Here is a 17,197-nt window from a genome sequence, read left to right on the forward strand (position 1 = left end):
CCCATGGCTCAGTCAGCACAGGACATCTTGTCCCCCACCTCCGACTACTACGGGGTTTTCGCCGACGTCGACGGCGACGACCTCCAGTGGTGGTCCGCTGCCCGCGAGTTCTGCGCCACGATCCGTCCGCACATCAACGAGGCGTGGGAGAAAGCCGAATACAACATCCCGGCCATTGAAGATGCCGCACGCCGCGGCCTGGTGCGCGACGGCATCGATATCGAGGGTGCGAAGCCGATGAGTATCCGCGCCAACCGTTTGATCGCGCTCGAGCTCGCGCGCTGCGACGCCTCCACCGCCACCGCCGTCATCGTCCAGGCCGGGCTGGCCATGCAGTCGATCAACCTCTGCGGCTCCGAGGAACAGAAGAAGGAGTTCCTCGGGCCGATGTCGCGCATGGAGATCCGCGGCGCGTTCGCCCTGACCGAGCCCAACCACGGCTCCGACTCCATCGGGCTGGAAACCACCGCGACCCGCGACGGCAACGAGTGGATCATCAACGGGGAGAAGAAGTGGATCGGCCACGGCTCCGTCGGGCACATCGCGGTGGTGTGGGCGCGCATGGACGACGGCGAGGTCGGCGGCTTCATCGTCGACCAGGACTCCCCCGGCTACGTAGCCGAGACCATCACAGGAAAGGGCTCGCTGCGCGGCATCCCCCAGGCGCATATTCGGCTTAACGACGTCCGCGTGCCCGACTCCCGCCGCCTCCCCGGCGCGAGGTCGTTTCGCGACACCGCGCGCATCCTCGGCGGCACCCGCATCGGCGTCGCCTGGACCGCCCTCGGCATCGCAATCGACTGCTACGAAAAGGCCCTGGCGTACGCCACCGAGCGCGTCCAGTTCGGCCGTCCCCTGGTCCAGAACCAGATCATCCAGCAGCGGCTTGCCGACATGCTTGCCGACGTCACCTCGATGGCCCTGCACTGCAAGCGAATGCTCGAGCTCGAGGAATCCGGCACGCTCTCAGAGAAGCAGGCGGCGCTGGCCAAGGTCTACACCACCCGTGCTGCCCGGCGCGTGGCGGCCAACGCCCGAGACATGTTCGGCGGCGTGGGCATCCTGCTGGAAAACGACGTGATGCGCCACATGGCGGACATCGAGTCCCTGCACACCTACGAGGGCACCGACACTATCCAGTCCCTCATCGTGGGCAAGCAGATCACCGGGGTGAGCGCCTACCGCTAGCGCGCACGACAACGGGCCCGGGGATAGACCCCGGGCCCGTTGACTTTTTCGCGCTAGTTCTTCAGCGGCTTGCGGGTTTTCGCCATGTGCTCTGCACGGTCGCGGTTTTCGGGGCGGGCGAGCACGTCGCTGGCGGCCTCGACCTGCCGGTCGCCGAGCTCCTGTTCGCTCGCGGTTCCCTCGCCGGCGAACACCTTCGCTAGGGCCTCGCCGATCGCCGCGTCGGTGGCGGAGCCCTCGTCGAACGCCAGGGGCTCATCAGTCAGCGGCAAGTCAGCGTCGGCGGGGGCGCTGTAGCCACCGGCGAGCTCGCGGGCGAGCTCAAGCGCCTGCTCGACGACGTGGTCCGGGCTCATGATGACGCGGTCGTTGTCACGCCAGAAGTCCACGTTGACAGCCGGGACGGGGGTCACGTTGAGCAGCGTCTCGAAGGCCGTTGCGTGAGGGTCGTCCACACCGAGCTCGAGCAGCCGCTCAAGCAGGCGCACCAGCCCGGACCAGGCCGGGAACAGGCCGACGGAGCGCTCCGGGAAGCCGACACGGGTCTCGGCGTGGATGACGGACGCATCGGTGTGCAGCAGAAGCTCCATGCCGCCGCCGAGGGCCACGCCGCGCACAGCGCCGACAACCGGGTACGGGGCGCGGCGCAGCGCAAGCAGCGCCTCGATGCCCCGGCGAATCGTGGCCTTGCGTTTTGCCTCGTCGCCGTCCGGGCCGGCCAGCGACGCCAGGCGCGGCAAGTTCGCGCCCGCCGAGAACGCGCGCTGCTCGTCGTTGGCGATCACAAGCGCGCGCAGGTCCCACTGCCCCGACTCCTGCAGCAGTGCCGTCACATCGTCAGTCACGGAGTTCATTGGGGTGGAGAGGACGAACACGCCGATGCCGTCGTCGAGCTTGTACACCGTTGCCCCGTCGTTGCGTGCGACGACCTCGGCGTCTGCGACGAGGTCCGCCACGCGGACGACACCGGCGCGCTCCTGACGCTTGCGTAGCGTGCCGTCGGTGCCGAGCACGGCGCCGTCGACGTAGAAACCGCCGGCGTCGCGGGCGGAGTCGAGCAGGGCCGGGGTGGCGTCGAAAAGCGAGGCGACGTAGTCGAGCCCCAGCGAATCCGCGAGGGCGAACGGGCCCTTCTTCCACCCATAGCCAAGCTCCATCGCGATGTCGATCTGGTCGACGGAATCGGCGATCTCAGCTGCGGTGTCGCAGCAGTACTGCAACGTGGTGCGGAAAACCTCGCGGGCGTAGTCACCCTCGGGAGTGCCGGAGTCCATGAGCTCCGTCGCACTCGCCGGAACCTCGACGCTATCCTTCGGACGGTAGTCGTGCGCCGTGAAGTCGTAGACCTCGTCGCGGCCGCGGTAGAAGCCGGAGTCGGCGGTGCGACCGGTGAAGCCCTTCTCCAGAAGCTCTTTGAATTGCGGGGTATCGGTGACACCGTAGTCCTGCATCGCATCATCCTGCGGCAGCGCCGCAAGAAGCGAGCCCCAGATGTGGGGCGCAACCTGAAGCCCGACGTAGTCGAACAGTCCGAAAATGCCGGTTCGCGGCACACCAAACGGGCGGCCAAAGGCGGCGTCCGCCTGCTCCGGGGTGATGCCGTTGTCGAACGCGACCTGGGCGCCGACGCCCATCCAGAACGAGCCGATGCGGTTGGCAATGAATCCCGGGGTGTCGCGGCAATCTACGACGACCTTGCCCAAGTCGCGCTCGAGGGTGCGGCGCAGCAGGTCCGCCACCTCCGGGCGGGTGTCCGGGCCCTCGACGAGCTCGACTAGGCGCATCACGCGCGGCGGGTTGAAGAAGTGGGTAATGGCAAAGTCTGCCTTGAATTCGTCGCTCGCCTCCCCCAACAGCGTCTCCAGCGGGATCGTGGAGGTATTGGACGTCACGGGCGTGCCCGGGCTGCGGTGGGCGTCAATCTTGGCGTACGTGTCGCGCTTGACGTCGATGTCTTCGAAAACAGCCTCTACGATCCACTCGGCCTCTGCAAGCCGGTCAAGGTGGTCCTCAGTGTTGCCCGGGGTGACGCGGTCGGCGAACTCGGGGCGCTGGAAACCGTGGCGCTTGACCTGTGTTGCGATGCCTGCGCGGGCGCGCTCGTCGCGGTCCTCCCCCTCACCGGGCAGGTCGAGCAAATGGACGTTGATTCCGGCGTTGGCCATCAGCGCGGCGATGCCCGCGCCCATGGACCCGGCGCCGATGACAGCTGCTGTTGTGATCTCCATAGTCACGTGTTTACACCTCCAGGATGAGAGCGATGCCTTGTCCGCCACCGATGCAGGCGGTGGCCAGGCCTAGACCGCCGCCGGCGGCGCGCAGGGCGTGGATGAGCTTGATGGTGATGATGACGCCACTCGCGCCGATCGGGTGACCCAGGGCGATCGCGCCACCGTTGATGTTCGTCTTGTTGTTGTCGAAGCAGAGCTCGTCGGAAACGGCGAGCGCCTGGGCTGCGAAGGCCTCGTTGGATTCGATAAGAGAGATATCAGAAAGCGACAGGCCTGCCTTGTCCAGAGCGCGCGGCACGGCGATGGTGGGGCCGAGCCCCATGAACTTCGGGTCGCAGCCGCCGAGCCCCCACGAGACGACCCTGGCGAGCGGCTCCTGGCCGTAGGTTTCAAGGCCCGACTCGGTAGTCATCACGAGCGCAGCCGAGGCGTCGTTGATGCCGGAGGAGTTTCCGGGAGTAACGGTGCCGTCCTTGCGGAACGAGGGCCGCAGGCTGGCCAGCTTCTCGGCGGTTGTGGCGCGCGGGTGCTCGTCCACAGCAAAATCGCCGACAGGCACAATCTGGGATTCAAATGCCCCATTGGCAATCGCCGCCGCCGCGCGCTGCTGCGACTGCAGGGCGAACTCGTCCTGGCGCTGGCGGGAGATCCCGTACTTCTCCGCCAGGTTCTCCGCGGTCAGGCCCATGATTCCGTGGCCCATCGGGTCCGTCAGCGCTCCGGTAAGCCAGTCGACGAGTTTTCCGTCACCCATCTTGCGGCCCTGGCGCATGCCCTCAACCGAGAACGGGGCCTGGCTCATCACCTCAACGCCGCCGACGAGCGACAGGTTCGCGTCACCGGTGATGAGCTGCTGCGCGGCGCTGACCGCGGCCTGGAGTCCGGAGCCGCAGAGGCGGTTGACACCGTAGGCGTGGGAACTGTGCGGCAGGCCCGCTTCGAGGGCGACGGCGCGGGACGTGTAGAGGTCGCGTGGCCCGGTGGCGACGATGTTGGACCATACCGCGGAGTCGAACTCTTCCGCGGGGACACCGGAATCCGCGATCACGGCCTTGGCGATGTGGGTGCCGAGATCGATCGTGGAGTATGCGGAAAGCGAGCCCCCGAACGTGCCGATCGGGGTTCGCTTTGCTTGCGTGATGTAAATCGGTTCAGCCATTCCAACCCTCTCTCAGTGAAGTGCGGTTAACAGTTTCCGCCAACTATAACGCAGGTCACATTTTCCTGCGCTGCTTTTCACGAGGGCCGGGGCCGGCCGTTTCTGCGTTGCTCCTCCGAGTTACTCCTCCGCGGTGCCCAAGTGCTGGGTGACGAGGTACCCGTGGCGCATCCGCTGCAGAATCTCGCTGCGCATCTTCACAATCAGGAACCAGACGATGCCGAACATGATGCCCACCGCGGACACCGACCAGTGCACGAAAAAGCCGAAGATGAGCGGGATCTGCAACGCCAGATCAGCCCACAGTGCCCACGGCTTCCTCTGCATGAAGGCGAGAACGACGTGGGCGAGCCCGATGACAGTGATGTAGACCCAGTTGAAGGTGGTCCAGTGCGCCCCGTTGTCAATCTTGAGCACCACCAGCAGGATCAGGAAGATCGTGATGGCCTCCATGATCAGCGTGCCGGAGAGCACACCGGTCAGACCCTTGATCGGATCCTTCACCGGCGCGTGCCCCATGCCCAGCGGGCTGACCGGGCGTTGCTTCTTCGGGCTCATGCGGGGTCCTTTCCGAACATGGCTCGCGCCTCACCAGCGGTGACGACGGAACCGGTAATGATGATGCCCGAGCCGGACTGAACTCCGACCTCGGCCAGTGCGTCCTCGGCGAGCTCGACGGCCAACTCGTAAGCGCCGGGCAGGTTCTCCACCACGTGGACGCGCTCCTCCCCGAACACCTCGCGGGCAACGTCGGTCAGCTCGTAGGCGTCGCAGGCGCGCGGGGAGGTGTTCTGGGTGATGACGACTTCGCTGAGCACCGGCTCGAGAGCCTCAAAGATCCCGGCGGCGTCCTTGTCACCGAGCACGCCAAGCACCCCGATCAGGCGGGTGAAGTCGAAGTCGCGCTGGAGGGCGTCGGCAAGCGTGCGTGCGCCCTGCGGGTTATGGGTGGCGTCGATAAACGTCGTCGGCGTGGCGCGCACGCGCTCGAGGCGCCCCGGAGACGTCGCCGCGGCGAACCCGCGGCGTACCGAGTCGATGTCGAGGTGCAGGTCGCGCCCCGCACCGGAAAACGCCTCCACGGCGGCGAGCGCCAGCGCGGCGTTGCGCGCCTGGTGCGCACCCGCGAGCGGCAGGAAGATCTCGTCGTACTCGCCGGCGAGACCCCGCAACGACAGCGTCTGCCCTCCGACGGCCACACCAGAGGCCTCGACGTCGAACTCCGCGCCGAGGCGGGCGACCGCGGAGCCGACCTCGACCGTGCGCTCGAGCACAACGTTCATCGCCGCAGGCTCCTGGTTCGCGATGACGGTCACCGAGTCGGGGTTGGTGATGATCCCGGCCTTCTCCCCCGCGATCTCCTCAATCGTCTCACCGAGGTAGTCCGTGTGGTCGATTCCAATCGGTGTGATCACGTTGACGTCCGCGTCGACGACGTTGGTCGCGTCCCACCGCCCGCCGAGGCCGACCTCAACCACGGCGACGGACACCGGCGCATCGGCGAACGCGGCGAAGGCGATGCAGGTGACCACTTCGAAGTAGCTCAGGCGCTGGCCACAGCGCTCGTCGGCCATCTCGATAAACGGCTTGATCTCCTCGTAGATGCGCACGAAATCCGCCGGGTGGATCGGCTCACCGTCGATGGCGATGCGCTCCGTGACCGACTGCAGGTGCGGGCTCGTCGTGCGCCCGACTCGGTGGCCGAGCTCGCGCAGCAGCGACTCCACCATGCGGCTTGTCGACGTCTTCCCGTTCGTCCCCGCCACGTGGATGACCTTGTAGGAATCCTGCGGCCGGCCGAGGAAGTCCATCACCGCGGCGACGCGCTCGAGCGTCGGGTCGATGGTGGATTCGGGCCAGCGCTGCTCCAGCTCCGCCTCGACGCGGGCAAGCTCGGCGCGGTCGGCCTCACTCACAGCCCGGGAGACGCGCTCAACCTCGCCGGTTTCCTCCGGTGCACCGAGATCCAGGCGCAAACCGGACTCGTCCAGCGTGATGTCGTAGCCCTCAGCCTCCGCCGCGAGTGCGGCTAGGTCGAGCTCCTCAATCGTCCACTTCTCCGGGTCCTTAGACATCGGCTACGCCTCCGGCAGCGCGGCGAGGCGCGCGGAAACGCGTTCCAGCTCCTCCTGCGCGAGCTTCTGGCGCCCGCGGATCTTCTCCACGACGGCGTCGGGAGCCTTGGACAAGAACGCCTCGTTGCCAAGCTTCGCGCCCGTGGTGTCGAGCTCCTTCTGCGCGGCGGCAAGTTCCTTCTCCAGGCGCTTGCGCTCGGCCGCGACGTCCACGGTCCCCGAGGTATCCAGGGCAACGTCGACCGTCGCGCGGCTCAGCCGCACTTCAACGCTTGCCGACGCCCCAAAGCCCTCTCCCGGAGCCTCCACCCGCGCAATGGAACGCACGAGGTCTTCCTGGGCGGCGAGGTCGGCCGCGGCGAAGTCGAGCTGGGCCGGGACCTTCTGGCTGGGCTTGACACCTTGGTCGGAGCGGAAGCGGCGCAGCTCGGTGATGAGCTTGACCGCGTCCTCGATGCGCCGACGCGCATCCTCATCGACACCCGCACCGCCGTTGGTGTCCGCCTCGGTCGGCCACGACGCCAGCGTGATGGTCTCGCGCTCAGTCAGCGCGGTCCACAGGATCTCGGTGACGAAGGGCATGGTCGGGTGCAGCAAGCGCAGCAGAACGTCGAGGACGCGGCCGAGGACGAGCTGGGTGGTCGCCTCTGTCTCACCGGAGATCTGCGTCTTGGCAATCTCCAGGTACCAGTCGCAGAACTCATCCCACGCGAAGTGGTAGAGGTCCTCGTTGGCCTTGGCAAACTGGTAGTCGTCCAAGTACGCGTCGACGCGGGAGCGGACCTCCTCGAGGCGGTCGAGGATCCAACGGTCGGCGTCGGTAAGCTCCTCGCGCGCCGGCAGCTCGCCGACGCGGGCGCCGTTCATGAGCGCGAACTTGGTCGCGTTGTACAGCTTGGTGGCGAAGTTGCGGGCCGACTGCGCATTGTCCTCACCGATCGGAAGGTCGATGCCCGGGTTCGCACCGCGGGCAAGCGCGAAGCGTAGCGCGTCGGCGCCGAAACGCTCGACCCAGTCCATCGGGTCGATGCCGTTGCCGAGCGACTTCGACATCTTCCGGCCCTTCTCGTCGCGCACGAGGCCGTGGAGGTAGAGATCGGTGAACGGGACAATCGGGCGGCCGTTAACACCCGTGCCGAGGATCTCCGGGGTCTGTGTGGCGGCGAAGGTGCCGAACATCATCATGCGCGCCACCCAGAAGAACAGGATGTCGTAGGCGGTGACAAGAACGGAGGTCGGGTAGAACTTCTCCAGCTCGGGGGTCTTTTCCGGCCATCCCATCGTGGAGAACGGCCACAGCGCCGAGGAGAACCAGGTGTCCAGCACGTCCGGGTCCTGGGTGTAGCCGGCGGGAGCTTCCTCGTCCGGGCCGACGCAGACAATGTCGCCTTCGGGGCCGTACCAGATCGGGATGCGGTGGCCCCACCACAGCTGGCGCGAGATCGTCCAGTCGTGCATGTTGTCCACCCAGTCGAAGTAACGCTTCTCCATCGACTGCGGGTGGATCGTCGTGTCACCCTCGCGCACGGCCTCGGCGGACATGCGGGCGAGCTCCTCGACCTTGACAAACCACTGCAGCGACAGGCGTGGCTCGATCGGCTCGCCGGAGCGCTCCGAGTGGCCCACGGAGTGGACGTACGGGCGGATTTCCTTGACAATGCGCCCCTGCTCCGACAGTGCCTCGCGCACCGCCACGCGCGCCTCCTCGCGGCTCATGCCGTCGAAGCGGGTGCCGGTGTCGGCAATGCGGCCCTTTTCATCCATGATGATGGGCATGTCCAAATCGTGGCGCAGACCCATCTCGTAGTCGTTCGGATCGTGCGCCGGGGTGATCTTGACCGCGCCGGTGCCCAGCTCCATGTCGACGTAGTCATCCGCGATCACCGTCACGGTCATCTCCGGGCGCAGCGGGTGTGCGAAGGTCTCGCCCACGAGGTGCGCGTAGCGCTCGTCGTCGGGGTGGACGGCAATGGCGACGTCACCGAGCATCGTCTCGACACGGGTGGTGGCCACGATAAGGTGCGGCTCGTCGTCGTTGAGCGAGCCGTAGCGGATGGAGACGAACTCGCCCTCAACGTCCTTGTAGACGACCTCGATGTCGGACACGGCGGTCTCGAGCACCGGCGACCAGTTGACCAGGCGGTAGTCGCGGTAGATCATCCCGGCGTCGAAAAGCTGCTTGAAAATGGTCTGCACCGCGCGCGAGAGACCCTCGTCGAGGGTGAAGCGCTCGCGCGACCAGTCGACCGAGGTGCCGATGGCGCGCATCTGGTTGGTGATGGTGCCGCCGTATTCCTTCTTCCACTCCCAGACGCGGTCGATGAACTCCTCGCGGCCGTAGTCGTAGCGGTCCTTGCCCTCCTCGGCCTTGAGCTTCGCCTCCACCTTGGTCTGGGTGGCGATTCCGGCGTGGTCCATGCCCGGCAGCCAGAGGACCTCGAAGCCCTGCATGCGCTTGCGGCGCACGAGCGCATCCATGAGGGTGTGGTCGAGGGCGTGACCCATGTGGAGCTGGCCCGTCACGTTCGGCGGGGGCAGAACGATCGAGTACGCGGGCTTGTCGCTGGCCGCGTCTGCGGTGAAGTACCCCGCGTCCACCCAGCCCTGGTACAGATCGGCCTCTACCGACTGCGGATCCCAGGACTTCGGAAGGGCGTCTGCTCTATTTTTTGTCACAATTTTCCCCACGGTTGTCGGTACGGGCGCTAACTCCGCCAATCATACCGCCGGGGGAAAACACCTTTTAACCCAGCAGCGCGTCCGCCGCAGCGGCCTCCTCGCGCAGCGCCACAATGTTGGCTTCGATGCGCTGGCGCTGGAAATCGCTAAGGTCCAAACTCGGGACGATGGACTGGCGGCCGTTGATTGCGGTCGTCGGGAAGCCGAAGACAAGACCCTCGTCCACTCCGTAGTCACCGTGCGAAGGCTGCGCCACCGTCACCCAGCGCCCTCCGGAGCCGTGCACCCAGTCGCGCATATGGTCCACCGCCGCCGAGGCGGCCGACGCGGCCGAGGACCGCCCGCGCACCTCGATAATCTCCGAGCCACGCTGGGCAACGCGGGGAATGAACTCGTTGAGGTACCAGTCGCGGTCCACGAGATCGGTCACGCGCCGCCCGCGCATGCGGAGGAACTCGATGTCCAGGAACTGCGTCTCGGCGTGGTTGCCCCACACGACAAACCCGTCCAGCGCCGAGGGCAGCACGCCAAGGTGCTCAGCCAGCATGGACAGCCCGCGGTTGTGGTCGAGGCGCATCAGCGCGTTGAAGCGCTCCGCAGGGATATCCGGCGCCGACTTCGCGGCAATGTAGGCGTTCGTGTTGGCGGGGTTGCCCACCACGAGCACACGAACGTCATCAGCGGCCACCTCGTTGATGGCCCTGCCCTGACGCACGAAGATCTCGCCGTTGGAGGCAAGCATGTCAGCGCGAGTTTCGCCCTTGCCTCGCGGCTTTGCGCCCACGAGGAAGGCGGCGTTGACGCCGTCGAACCCGGCTTTTTGGTCGTCGGTGACCGTCAGGTTGGTCACCAACGGCAGAGCGGAGTCCGCCAGTTCCATGGCCACGCCCTCGGTCTTGCCGGTCTTGCCCGCATACTCGAGCAGGGTCAAGTCCACCGGGCGGTCGGAGCCGAAGACGTCGCCGGAGGCGATGCGCCACAGCAGCGAGTAGGCAATGTTGCCGCCCGCTCCGGTGACCGTCACCTTGACCGGCGTAGTCGTTGTTCCTTGCATGTAATCCAAGAGCATCCCTTCGACGTCGCGAATGTTTCCGCCATCGTAGCCGCCCGACGCCGCTCGTGTCCGCGATGCAAAGCCCCCCGGCGTCTCACCCCCGCGGTGAAAATCGGGCACGATTGCGTGTAAGACAACAAGTGTCCAACCCCGAGAACGTGAGGAGTCAGAGTGGCAGGGACGCACAGTGAGCCGCAGCGCCCCGGCCACCCCACAGAGGTGGACGAGGCCGTCAAAACAGCTCTCAACGTGTTCGCACGTGACGGCTTCGAAGCCGCGCGACTCCAGGACCTCTCCGCCGAGTCGGGCATGTCGAAACGCATGCTCCACTACCACTTCGGCGACAAAACCGGCCTGTACCGGGCCGCATTCGAACTCGCCATACGCCAGCTCACCCCTCCCCCTGAGGTGCTCAGCCGGACTTACGCCGTGCCAGTGGAGGGCATGCGCCGCTTTATCGACGCCCTCTTCCACCGCTTCCTCCAGCACCCCGCTGCGGTGCGCCTGGTGCTCAAAGAAAACCTCGACCCGGCACTGCCCCACGGCGACGCGTTTAAGGTGCCGGAGCTTTCCGACACCACCTTGCACATCGAACGCCTGCTGCTGCTCGGCCAGGATTCGGGAGCGTTTCGCCCAGATGTCTCCGCCGACGACATCCTGCTCATGCTCTGCTCGCTGTGCGCGCTGCGGGCCAGCCAGGCGCACACAGCTCTGGGCCTGACCCGAGTGGATTTGTCTACGCAGCGCAACACTGAGGGCATGCGCCGCATGACCATCGACACCGTGCTGGCGTTTTTGACGTCCAACATCCCGCCGTCCGGTTACGGCAGCTACGTCGAACCCACCGCCGCGCCGCTGCCGGTGGACGATACCGACGACGTCTACGACTTCGACGTCGACATCTACTAGCCCCGCACTAGCGAGTAACGCCTAGGCGGACTTCTGTTCCGTCGCCAACACGTACTCCGGCTCTGCCTCACCGCGGGCGACATCCTCGCTAACGATGACTTCCTCGACGTCCTCGCGATCCGGCAGGTCGTACATGATCGGCACGAGCAGCTCCTCCATGATCGCGCGCAGGCCGCGGGCACCCGTCTTGCGCTCGGCGGCCTTGTCCGCGATCACTCCGAGTGCTTCATCGGTGATGGTGAGCTGAGCCCCGTCCATAGCGAACAGGCGCTCGTACTGCTTGACCAGAGAGTTCTTCGGCTCCTTGAGCACACGCACGAGCGCGTCGCGGTCAAGGTTTTCTACGTGGGTGAGGATCGGCAGACGACCGATGAACTCGGGGATGATGCCGAACTTCACCAGATCACCCGGCTGTACCTGGCTGAGCAGGTTCGACTCGTCACGCTCTGCCTTCGACTCGATCTCCGCGCCGAAGCCAATGCCCTTCTTGCCCACGCGCTCGGCGACGACCTTGTCAAGGCCCGCGAACGCACCCGCCACGATAAACAGGATGTTCGTGGTGTCGAGCTGGATGAACTCCTGGTTCGGGTGCTTGCGCCCACCCTGCGGAGGCACCGAGGCGACGGTGCCCTCGAGGATTTTCAGCAGCGCCTGCTGCACGCCCTCGCCGGAGACGTCGCGGGTGATCGAAGGGTTCTCGGACTTGCGCGAGATCTTATCCACCTCGTCGACGTAAATAATGCCGTGCTGGGCGCGGTTGACGTCGAAATCTGCCGCCTGCAACAGCTTGAGCAGAATGTTCTCCACGTCCTCGCCCACGTAACCGGCCTCGGTAAGGCTCGTGGCATCCGCGATGGCGAACGGAACGTTGAGCATGCGCGCCAGCGTCTGCGCCAAGTAGGTCTTGCCGGAACCCGTCGGGCCGAGCAACAGGATGTTGGACTTGGCAATCTCGACATCTTCGTCGCGCTTGCGCGAGGCCGCCGACTGCGCCTCGGCACGGATGCGCTTGTAGTGGTTGTACACCGCGACCGCGAGGGTGCGCTTCGCGGTGTCCTGGCCAATCACGTACTCGTCAAGAAAGGCTGTGATTTCGGAGGGGCGGGGCAGGCGATCGTCGTCAGGCGACTGCGTACCGTCGCCACCGGCGAGCTCCTCTTCGATGATTTCGTTGCAGAGTTCAATGCATTCGTCGCAGATATACACACCGCCGCCGGCGATGAGCTTGCGTACCTGTTTCTGGCTCTTCCCGCAGAAAGAGCACTTGAGCAGGTCGGAGGTGTCTTGAGTGACTGCCATGAAAGTGTTGTACTCCAGCTTCTACGTCTCTGCTTGCCCAGCCCCCGCCCCATCACACAACTATGGGACGAGGAGCCTAGGCCGTGACCTACCAGGATACTTCATTGCTCCAGCAACGCCGAACACCCAGCCGAGTACAACCACAGTCCTCCCCGACGGCGAAACCAAATCTGGTGCGCGAGGGCCTGGCCTTCTGCCCCGCTGCCCAGGACGAGAGCTAGTTAGCCTTTCTTAGATTTTCCGCGCTCGCCCCACGGTAAGCGCGGCGATGACCGTGGTGGCAGGGACCGCCAACGCCAGACCCATCGCGCCGACGGCGGAGCGCAGCAGCTCCGTGGCCACCACATCAGAGGTCAAGACCTGGCCCAGGGGCCGGTCGACCACCGCGAGCAGCACCGTCATAGGTAGGGCCGCGCCAACATAGGCTAGTACCAGTGTGTAGACCATCGACGCGATGTGGTCGCGCCCGACGCGCATCGCCGAGGTAAACAATTGCGCCGGGAGCGCCCCCGGGTTCGCCTCCGCCAGTTCTGCGACGGTTGAGGCTTGGGCAACGGTGGCGTCGTTAAGCGCGCCGAGCGTGCCGATGATGAAGCCGGCGAGCATGAGGCCTGTGATGCTCACCGTGGGAAGGTAGAGCTGGATGAGCAGATTTGAGTCATCCGCGAGCCCGCGAAGGTTCGTCGAGCCGATCACGACGTGCGCCAATCCCGCAGACACCGCCAACGACACTAGGGTTCCACCCAACGCGGACGCGGACTTCCAGTTCACGCCGTGCACTAGGAACATGACGGGAAACAGGATCGCTGACCCCGCAACCACGGCCAGCGGGATCGGAGCGCCGCCGCGAAGTAAGGCGGGGACGAGGAAGATACCTACGGCAAACAGCGTCCACGCCAGCCCGACGAGTGCGCGCACCCCGCGCCACGCGGCCGCTGCCATGACCGCTACCGCCGTGACCGCGAGCCACAAGGTAAGCGGCGCGGTACGGTCCATGTCGAGGAAGAAATAGGAGGCGGGCTCGCCTTGGCGTGCCAGCCGGATGCGATCCCCCTCCGAGTAGGTCGGTTCGCCGGGACGCCCCGAAGTCTGCAGCAGCGTAGTGCGTCCTTCGTCCGGACCCTCAGAAATGCTGATCTCCGCTGAGGTACACTCCTGCCCCGGCGGGACGCGCAACGCAGCACCCCCATCGAACACCGTGCCCGCAGCCGGGGAGCCGCAGGCCGATTCAAAGACGGAGGTAACCTCCCCCGCGTAAGCCTCGGCAGCGATCGACTGGGATTCGCGGAAACCCGCGCCCGGCTCCGGTGCCGCACCGCGCGGCCAAAGAAAAATCAGACCGACGACGGTGACGATGAACGAAACCGCCAGTGCGGCGGCCAGCACCGATTTTGCTGTAGAGCCGGGCACATCGTCCCGGCTCGCGACTGCGTGACGCGCCATTGTGGCCCTCGCCTTCTCCCGTAACGGATCAATTGACAATAGGTGCCAATAGTATCCCGCCCGGGTTCTTCGGCCATGAACGAGGCGCGTCGTACCTTAGGCGTTGAGCTTGCGGTAGTCGAAGACCTGGTCGACGATGCCGTACTCGACGGCTTCCTCGGCGGTGAGGATCTTGTCGCGGTCGGTGTCGATGCGGATCTGCTCGGCGCTACGACCGGTGTGCTGCGACAGGGTGTGCTCCATGAGGCGGCGCATGCGGTCAATCTCGGCGGCCTGGATCTCCAGGTCAGAAACCTGGCCCTGGGTGCCCTGGGTGGCGGGCTGGTGGATCAGGACGCGCGAGTTCGGCAGCATTGCGCGCTTGCCGGGTGCACCGGCGGCGAGGATCACGGCCGCGGCAGAGGCTGCCTGGCCCAGGCAGACGGTCTGCACGTCAGGGCGGACGTACTGCATCGTGTCGTAGATGGCCATCAGCGCGGTGAACGAGCCGCCCGGGGAGTTGATGTACATGGTGATGTCGCGGTCCGGGTCCTGCGACTCGAGCACCAGAAGCTGCGCCATAACGTCGTTGGCGGAGGTGTCATCAACCTGGGTGCCGAGGAAGACGATGCGCTCCTCGAACAGCTTGCCGTAGGGGTCGATCTGCTTCGTGCCGAAGGAGGTCTCCTCCAGAAACTGCGGCAGGACGTAGCGGGAGGTGGGCATGTTGTAAGTCATGTGCTGGTGTTCTCCTCTTCTGATCAATTACTGGTTGGAGATCGCGCCCTGCGCGTGCTCGATGACGTGGTCGACGATGCCGTACTCCTTGGCCTCCTGCGCCGTGAACCAGCGGTCGCGGTCGGAGTCCTTGGTGATCTGCTCGAAGGTCTGGCCGGTGTGCTCCGCAATGAGCTCGGCCATCTCGCGCTTGGTCTGCGCGAACTGCTCCGCCTGGATCGCGATGTCGGCGGCGGTGCCACCGACGCCGGCAGAGGGCTGGTGCATCATAATGCGGGCGTGGGGCAGCGCGAAGCGCTTGCCCTTGGTGCCGCCCGAAAGAAGGAACTGGCCCATCGACGCAGCCAGGCCCATGCCGTAGGTGGCGATGTCGCACGGCGAGTACTTCATCGTGTCGTAGATCGCCATGCCGGCGGTGACGGAACCGCCCGGGGAGTTGATGTAGAGCGAAATGTCGCGGGTCGGGTCCTCGGCGGAGAGCAGGAGGATCTGGGCGCAGAGCTTGTTGGCGATCTCGTCGTCGACCTGCTGGCCCAGGAAAATAATGCGCTCGCGCAGCAGCCGCTCGTACACGGAGTCGCCGAGGTTCAGTCCGGCTTGCGGAGTAGTCATGGAGGGCTCCTTCAAGTTCATCAGTTGTCTAGTCAGTGCCACCACCATACTCGCGTGGTTGGCTGATGTGAGCTGCGTTCGCTGAAGGCGTACGCACGCTTTTCGACGCCACAAAAGCGGCCCGCCCCGGCATCAACCGGGAGCGGGCCGCGACAATCCGGGACTAGTTCTCGTCCTGGTTTTCGGTGTCGTCTTCTTCGATCTCGCCGAAGAACTCGTTCGGGTCGATCTCGTTGCCGGCGTCATCCTTCACAGAGGTGCGCGAGATGGCGGCCGCCAGGGCCTTGCCGCGGCGCACGTCGGCGAAAAGGTTGGCGATCTGGCCGGACTGCTGCAGCTGGGCCACGAACTGGTTCGGGTCCATGCCATAGGACTGCGCGGTGAACAGGATGTGGTCGGTCAGCTCCTGCTGGGAGACCTCCGGCTTCTCCTCCTCGGCGACGGCATCGAGGAACAGCTGGGTGCGAACGGACTCCTCGGCCTGCTCGCGGGATTCCTTGTCGAACTCCTCGCGGTTCGTGCCCTGGGCCTCGAGCAGCTGGGCAAGAGCGTTCTCATCGTGAGCGAGCTGGCCAAGGATCTGGTGCAGGCGGTTGTGGACCTGCTCCTCAACGATCGACTCCGGCAGTGCGAACTCGGACTTGGCCAGAGCAGCCTTGAGCACCTCGTCGCGGATGTCAGCGGCCTGCTGTGCCTTCTTGGACTCCTCGAGCTGGGTGCGGGTGTTCTCGCGCAGCTCTTCGACGGTGTCGAACTCGGATGCCATCTGCGCGAAATCGTCGTCGAGCTCCGGCAGCTTACGCTCCTTGGTCTGCTGGACGTGAACCTTGACGGTTGCTTCCTTGTCCTTGTGCTCGCCGTGCAGGAGCTTGGCGGTGAACTCGTTGTCCTCGCCGGTCTTCATGCCGCGCAGAGCGGTGTCGAGGCCCTTAATCAGGTCGTCGGAACCTACCTGGTAGGTCAGGCCCTCGGTGGAGGCATCCTCGATCGTCTCGCCGTCGACCTCAGCGTCGAGGTTGATGACGGCGATGTCACCGGTCTTGAGCTTGCGCTTGGTCTCGCTGAGCTCGCCGAAGCGGGCACGCAGCTCGTCGAGCTCCTTGTCTACGGCCTCGTCGTCGACGGAGACGGCGGGCACGGTCACGGAAATCTCGGAGAAGTCCGGAACGGTGATCTCCGGGCGGACGTCGACCTCGGCGGTAAACTCGACAACGTCGTTGTCCTCGATCTTGGTGATGTCAATCTCCGGCTGACCGATCGGGTTCAGCTCGTTTTCGACAACGGCCTGCTCGTAGCGGGTCGGGAGCATGTCGTTGACAACCTGCTCGAGGATGGGGCCGCGTCCGAAGCGGGCGTCGATAAGCTGGCGCGGCGCCTTACCGCGACGGAAACCCGGGATGGAGACCTGCTGCGCGATCGTCGCGTAGGCCTGCTCGATTTCCTTGCCGAGCTCGTCGAACGGAACGTTGACGGTCAGCTTCACGCGGGTGTCGCTGAGCTTATCGACGGAAGTCTTCACGAGTTACTCCTGTAAGTGTCGTTGTTGAGATCAAGACTATTGATTGCGGTAAGGCCCGCCATTTCTAGCGGGCCTAACCCTTGTCGGGGCGACAGGATTTGAACCTGCGACCCCCTGCTCCCAAAGCAGGTGCGCTACCAAGCTGCGCCACGCCCCGTGGCTGCCAAAGGCTCACCGAGCGCCAATTGTAGCGTGAGGGCTTTTACGCGCCGTCCATCGGGGTCGCACTGCCCACTAAACGCGCGGTGACATGCCCCAGTTGAGGCTGCCCTTCCCCCCCTTCTCCGTATGAGAAACACTGGCGACGAATCA

13 protein-coding genes and 1 tRNA gene are annotated in these 17,197 nt (G+C 65.5%); 2 read left to right on the forward strand and 12 right to left on the reverse strand.

Translation table 11 applies throughout. The features are described from left to right. Positions 1-3: 3 nt before the first annotated feature. Complete coding sequence (locus tag VVR41_RS09750; protein ID WP_368524604.1) at positions 4-1,188, forward strand: acyl-CoA dehydrogenase family protein; 1,185 nt, start codon at positions 4-6, stop codon at positions 1,186-1,188. A gap of 53 nt (positions 1,189-1,241) precedes the next feature. On the opposite strand, the gene VVR41_RS09755 is transcribed toward VVR41_RS09750, so the two are convergent. The 6 genes from VVR41_RS09755 to VVR41_RS09780 all read right to left on the reverse strand — a co-directional run bounded on the left by VVR41_RS09755 (position 1,242) and on the right by VVR41_RS09780 (position 10,386). Then, positions 1,242-3,416: a 3-hydroxyacyl-CoA dehydrogenase NAD-binding domain-containing protein gene (locus VVR41_RS09755; protein WP_368524605.1), complete on the reverse strand. Its 2,175-nt coding sequence runs from the start codon at positions 3,414-3,416 to the stop codon at positions 1,242-1,244. Between the two features lie 10 nt (positions 3,417-3,426). Next, the gene (locus VVR41_RS09760; RefSeq protein WP_368524606.1) at positions 3,427-4,578 is read right to left on the reverse strand and encodes an acetyl-CoA C-acyltransferase; all 1,152 of its coding nucleotides are present in this window, start codon (positions 4,576-4,578) and stop codon (positions 3,427-3,429) included. A gap of 120 nt (positions 4,579-4,698) precedes the next feature. Beyond that, positions 4,699-5,136, reverse strand: a complete 438-nt coding sequence (locus VVR41_RS09765; RefSeq protein WP_321102501.1) for a DUF4233 domain-containing protein — start codon at positions 5,134-5,136, stop codon at positions 4,699-4,701. After that, positions 5,133-6,653, reverse strand: a complete 1,521-nt coding sequence (gene folC, locus VVR41_RS09770) for a bifunctional tetrahydrofolate synthase/dihydrofolate synthase (RefSeq protein ID WP_368524607.1) — start codon at positions 6,651-6,653, stop codon at positions 5,133-5,135. Before folC ends, VVR41_RS09765 begins: the two co-directional genes overlap by 4 nt. Before the next feature lie 3 nt (positions 6,654-6,656). After that, complete coding sequence (locus VVR41_RS09775; RefSeq protein WP_368524608.1) at positions 6,657-9,371, reverse strand: valine--tRNA ligase; 2,715 nt, start codon at positions 9,369-9,371, stop codon at positions 6,657-6,659. A gap of 25 nt (positions 9,372-9,396) precedes the next feature. Beyond that, positions 9,397-10,386 carry a malate dehydrogenase gene (locus tag VVR41_RS09780; protein ID WP_368524614.1) on the reverse strand — a complete coding sequence of 330 codons (990 nt, stop codon included), beginning with the start codon at positions 10,384-10,386 and terminating at the stop codon, positions 9,397-9,399. A 171-nt stretch (positions 10,387-10,557) separates the two neighbouring features. Between VVR41_RS09780 and VVR41_RS09785 the strand changes: the two genes are divergently transcribed. Then, complete coding sequence (locus tag VVR41_RS09785) at positions 10,558-11,295, forward strand: TetR/AcrR family transcriptional regulator (RefSeq protein ID WP_368524609.1); 738 nt, start codon at positions 10,558-10,560, stop codon at positions 11,293-11,295. Between the two features lie 21 nt (positions 11,296-11,316). Here VVR41_RS09785 and clpX read toward each other — a convergent pair whose 3' ends face one another. The 6 genes from clpX to VVR41_RS09815 all read right to left on the reverse strand — a co-directional run bounded on the left by clpX (position 11,317) and on the right by VVR41_RS09815 (position 17,042). Then, positions 11,317-12,594 carry an ATP-dependent Clp protease ATP-binding subunit ClpX gene (clpX, locus tag VVR41_RS09790; protein ID WP_368524610.1) on the reverse strand — a complete coding sequence of 426 codons (1,278 nt, stop codon included), beginning with the start codon at positions 12,592-12,594 and terminating at the stop codon, positions 11,317-11,319. A gap of 231 nt (positions 12,595-12,825) precedes the next feature. Next, positions 12,826-14,037: a YibE/F family protein gene (locus VVR41_RS09795; RefSeq protein WP_368524611.1), complete on the reverse strand. Its 1,212-nt coding sequence runs from the start codon at positions 14,035-14,037 to the stop codon at positions 12,826-12,828. Positions 14,038-14,133: 96 nt separating this feature from the next. Further along, the gene (locus VVR41_RS09800) at positions 14,134-14,754 is read right to left on the reverse strand and encodes an ATP-dependent Clp protease proteolytic subunit (RefSeq protein ID WP_368524612.1); all 621 of its coding nucleotides are present in this window, start codon (positions 14,752-14,754) and stop codon (positions 14,134-14,136) included. A 27-nt stretch (positions 14,755-14,781) separates the two neighbouring features. Next, positions 14,782-15,366, reverse strand: coding sequence for an ATP-dependent Clp protease proteolytic subunit (locus VVR41_RS09805; protein ID WP_321103845.1), 585 nt, complete (start codon positions 15,364-15,366; stop codon positions 14,782-14,784). 163 nt (positions 15,367-15,529) lie between these two features. Next, on the reverse strand, positions 15,530-16,885 hold the full coding sequence (gene tig, locus VVR41_RS09810; protein WP_368524613.1) for a trigger factor: 1,356 nt from the start codon (positions 16,883-16,885) through the stop codon (positions 15,530-15,532). Positions 16,886-16,968: 83 nt separating this feature from the next. Continuing rightward, positions 16,969-17,042 (reverse strand) — tRNA-Pro (locus VVR41_RS09815). Positions 17,043-17,197 lie beyond the last annotated feature (155 nt).

Source organism: Corynebacterium sp. LK2510 (assembly GCF_040946405.1).
Taxonomy (GTDB): Bacteria; Actinomycetota; Actinomycetes; order Mycobacteriales; family Mycobacteriaceae; genus Corynebacterium.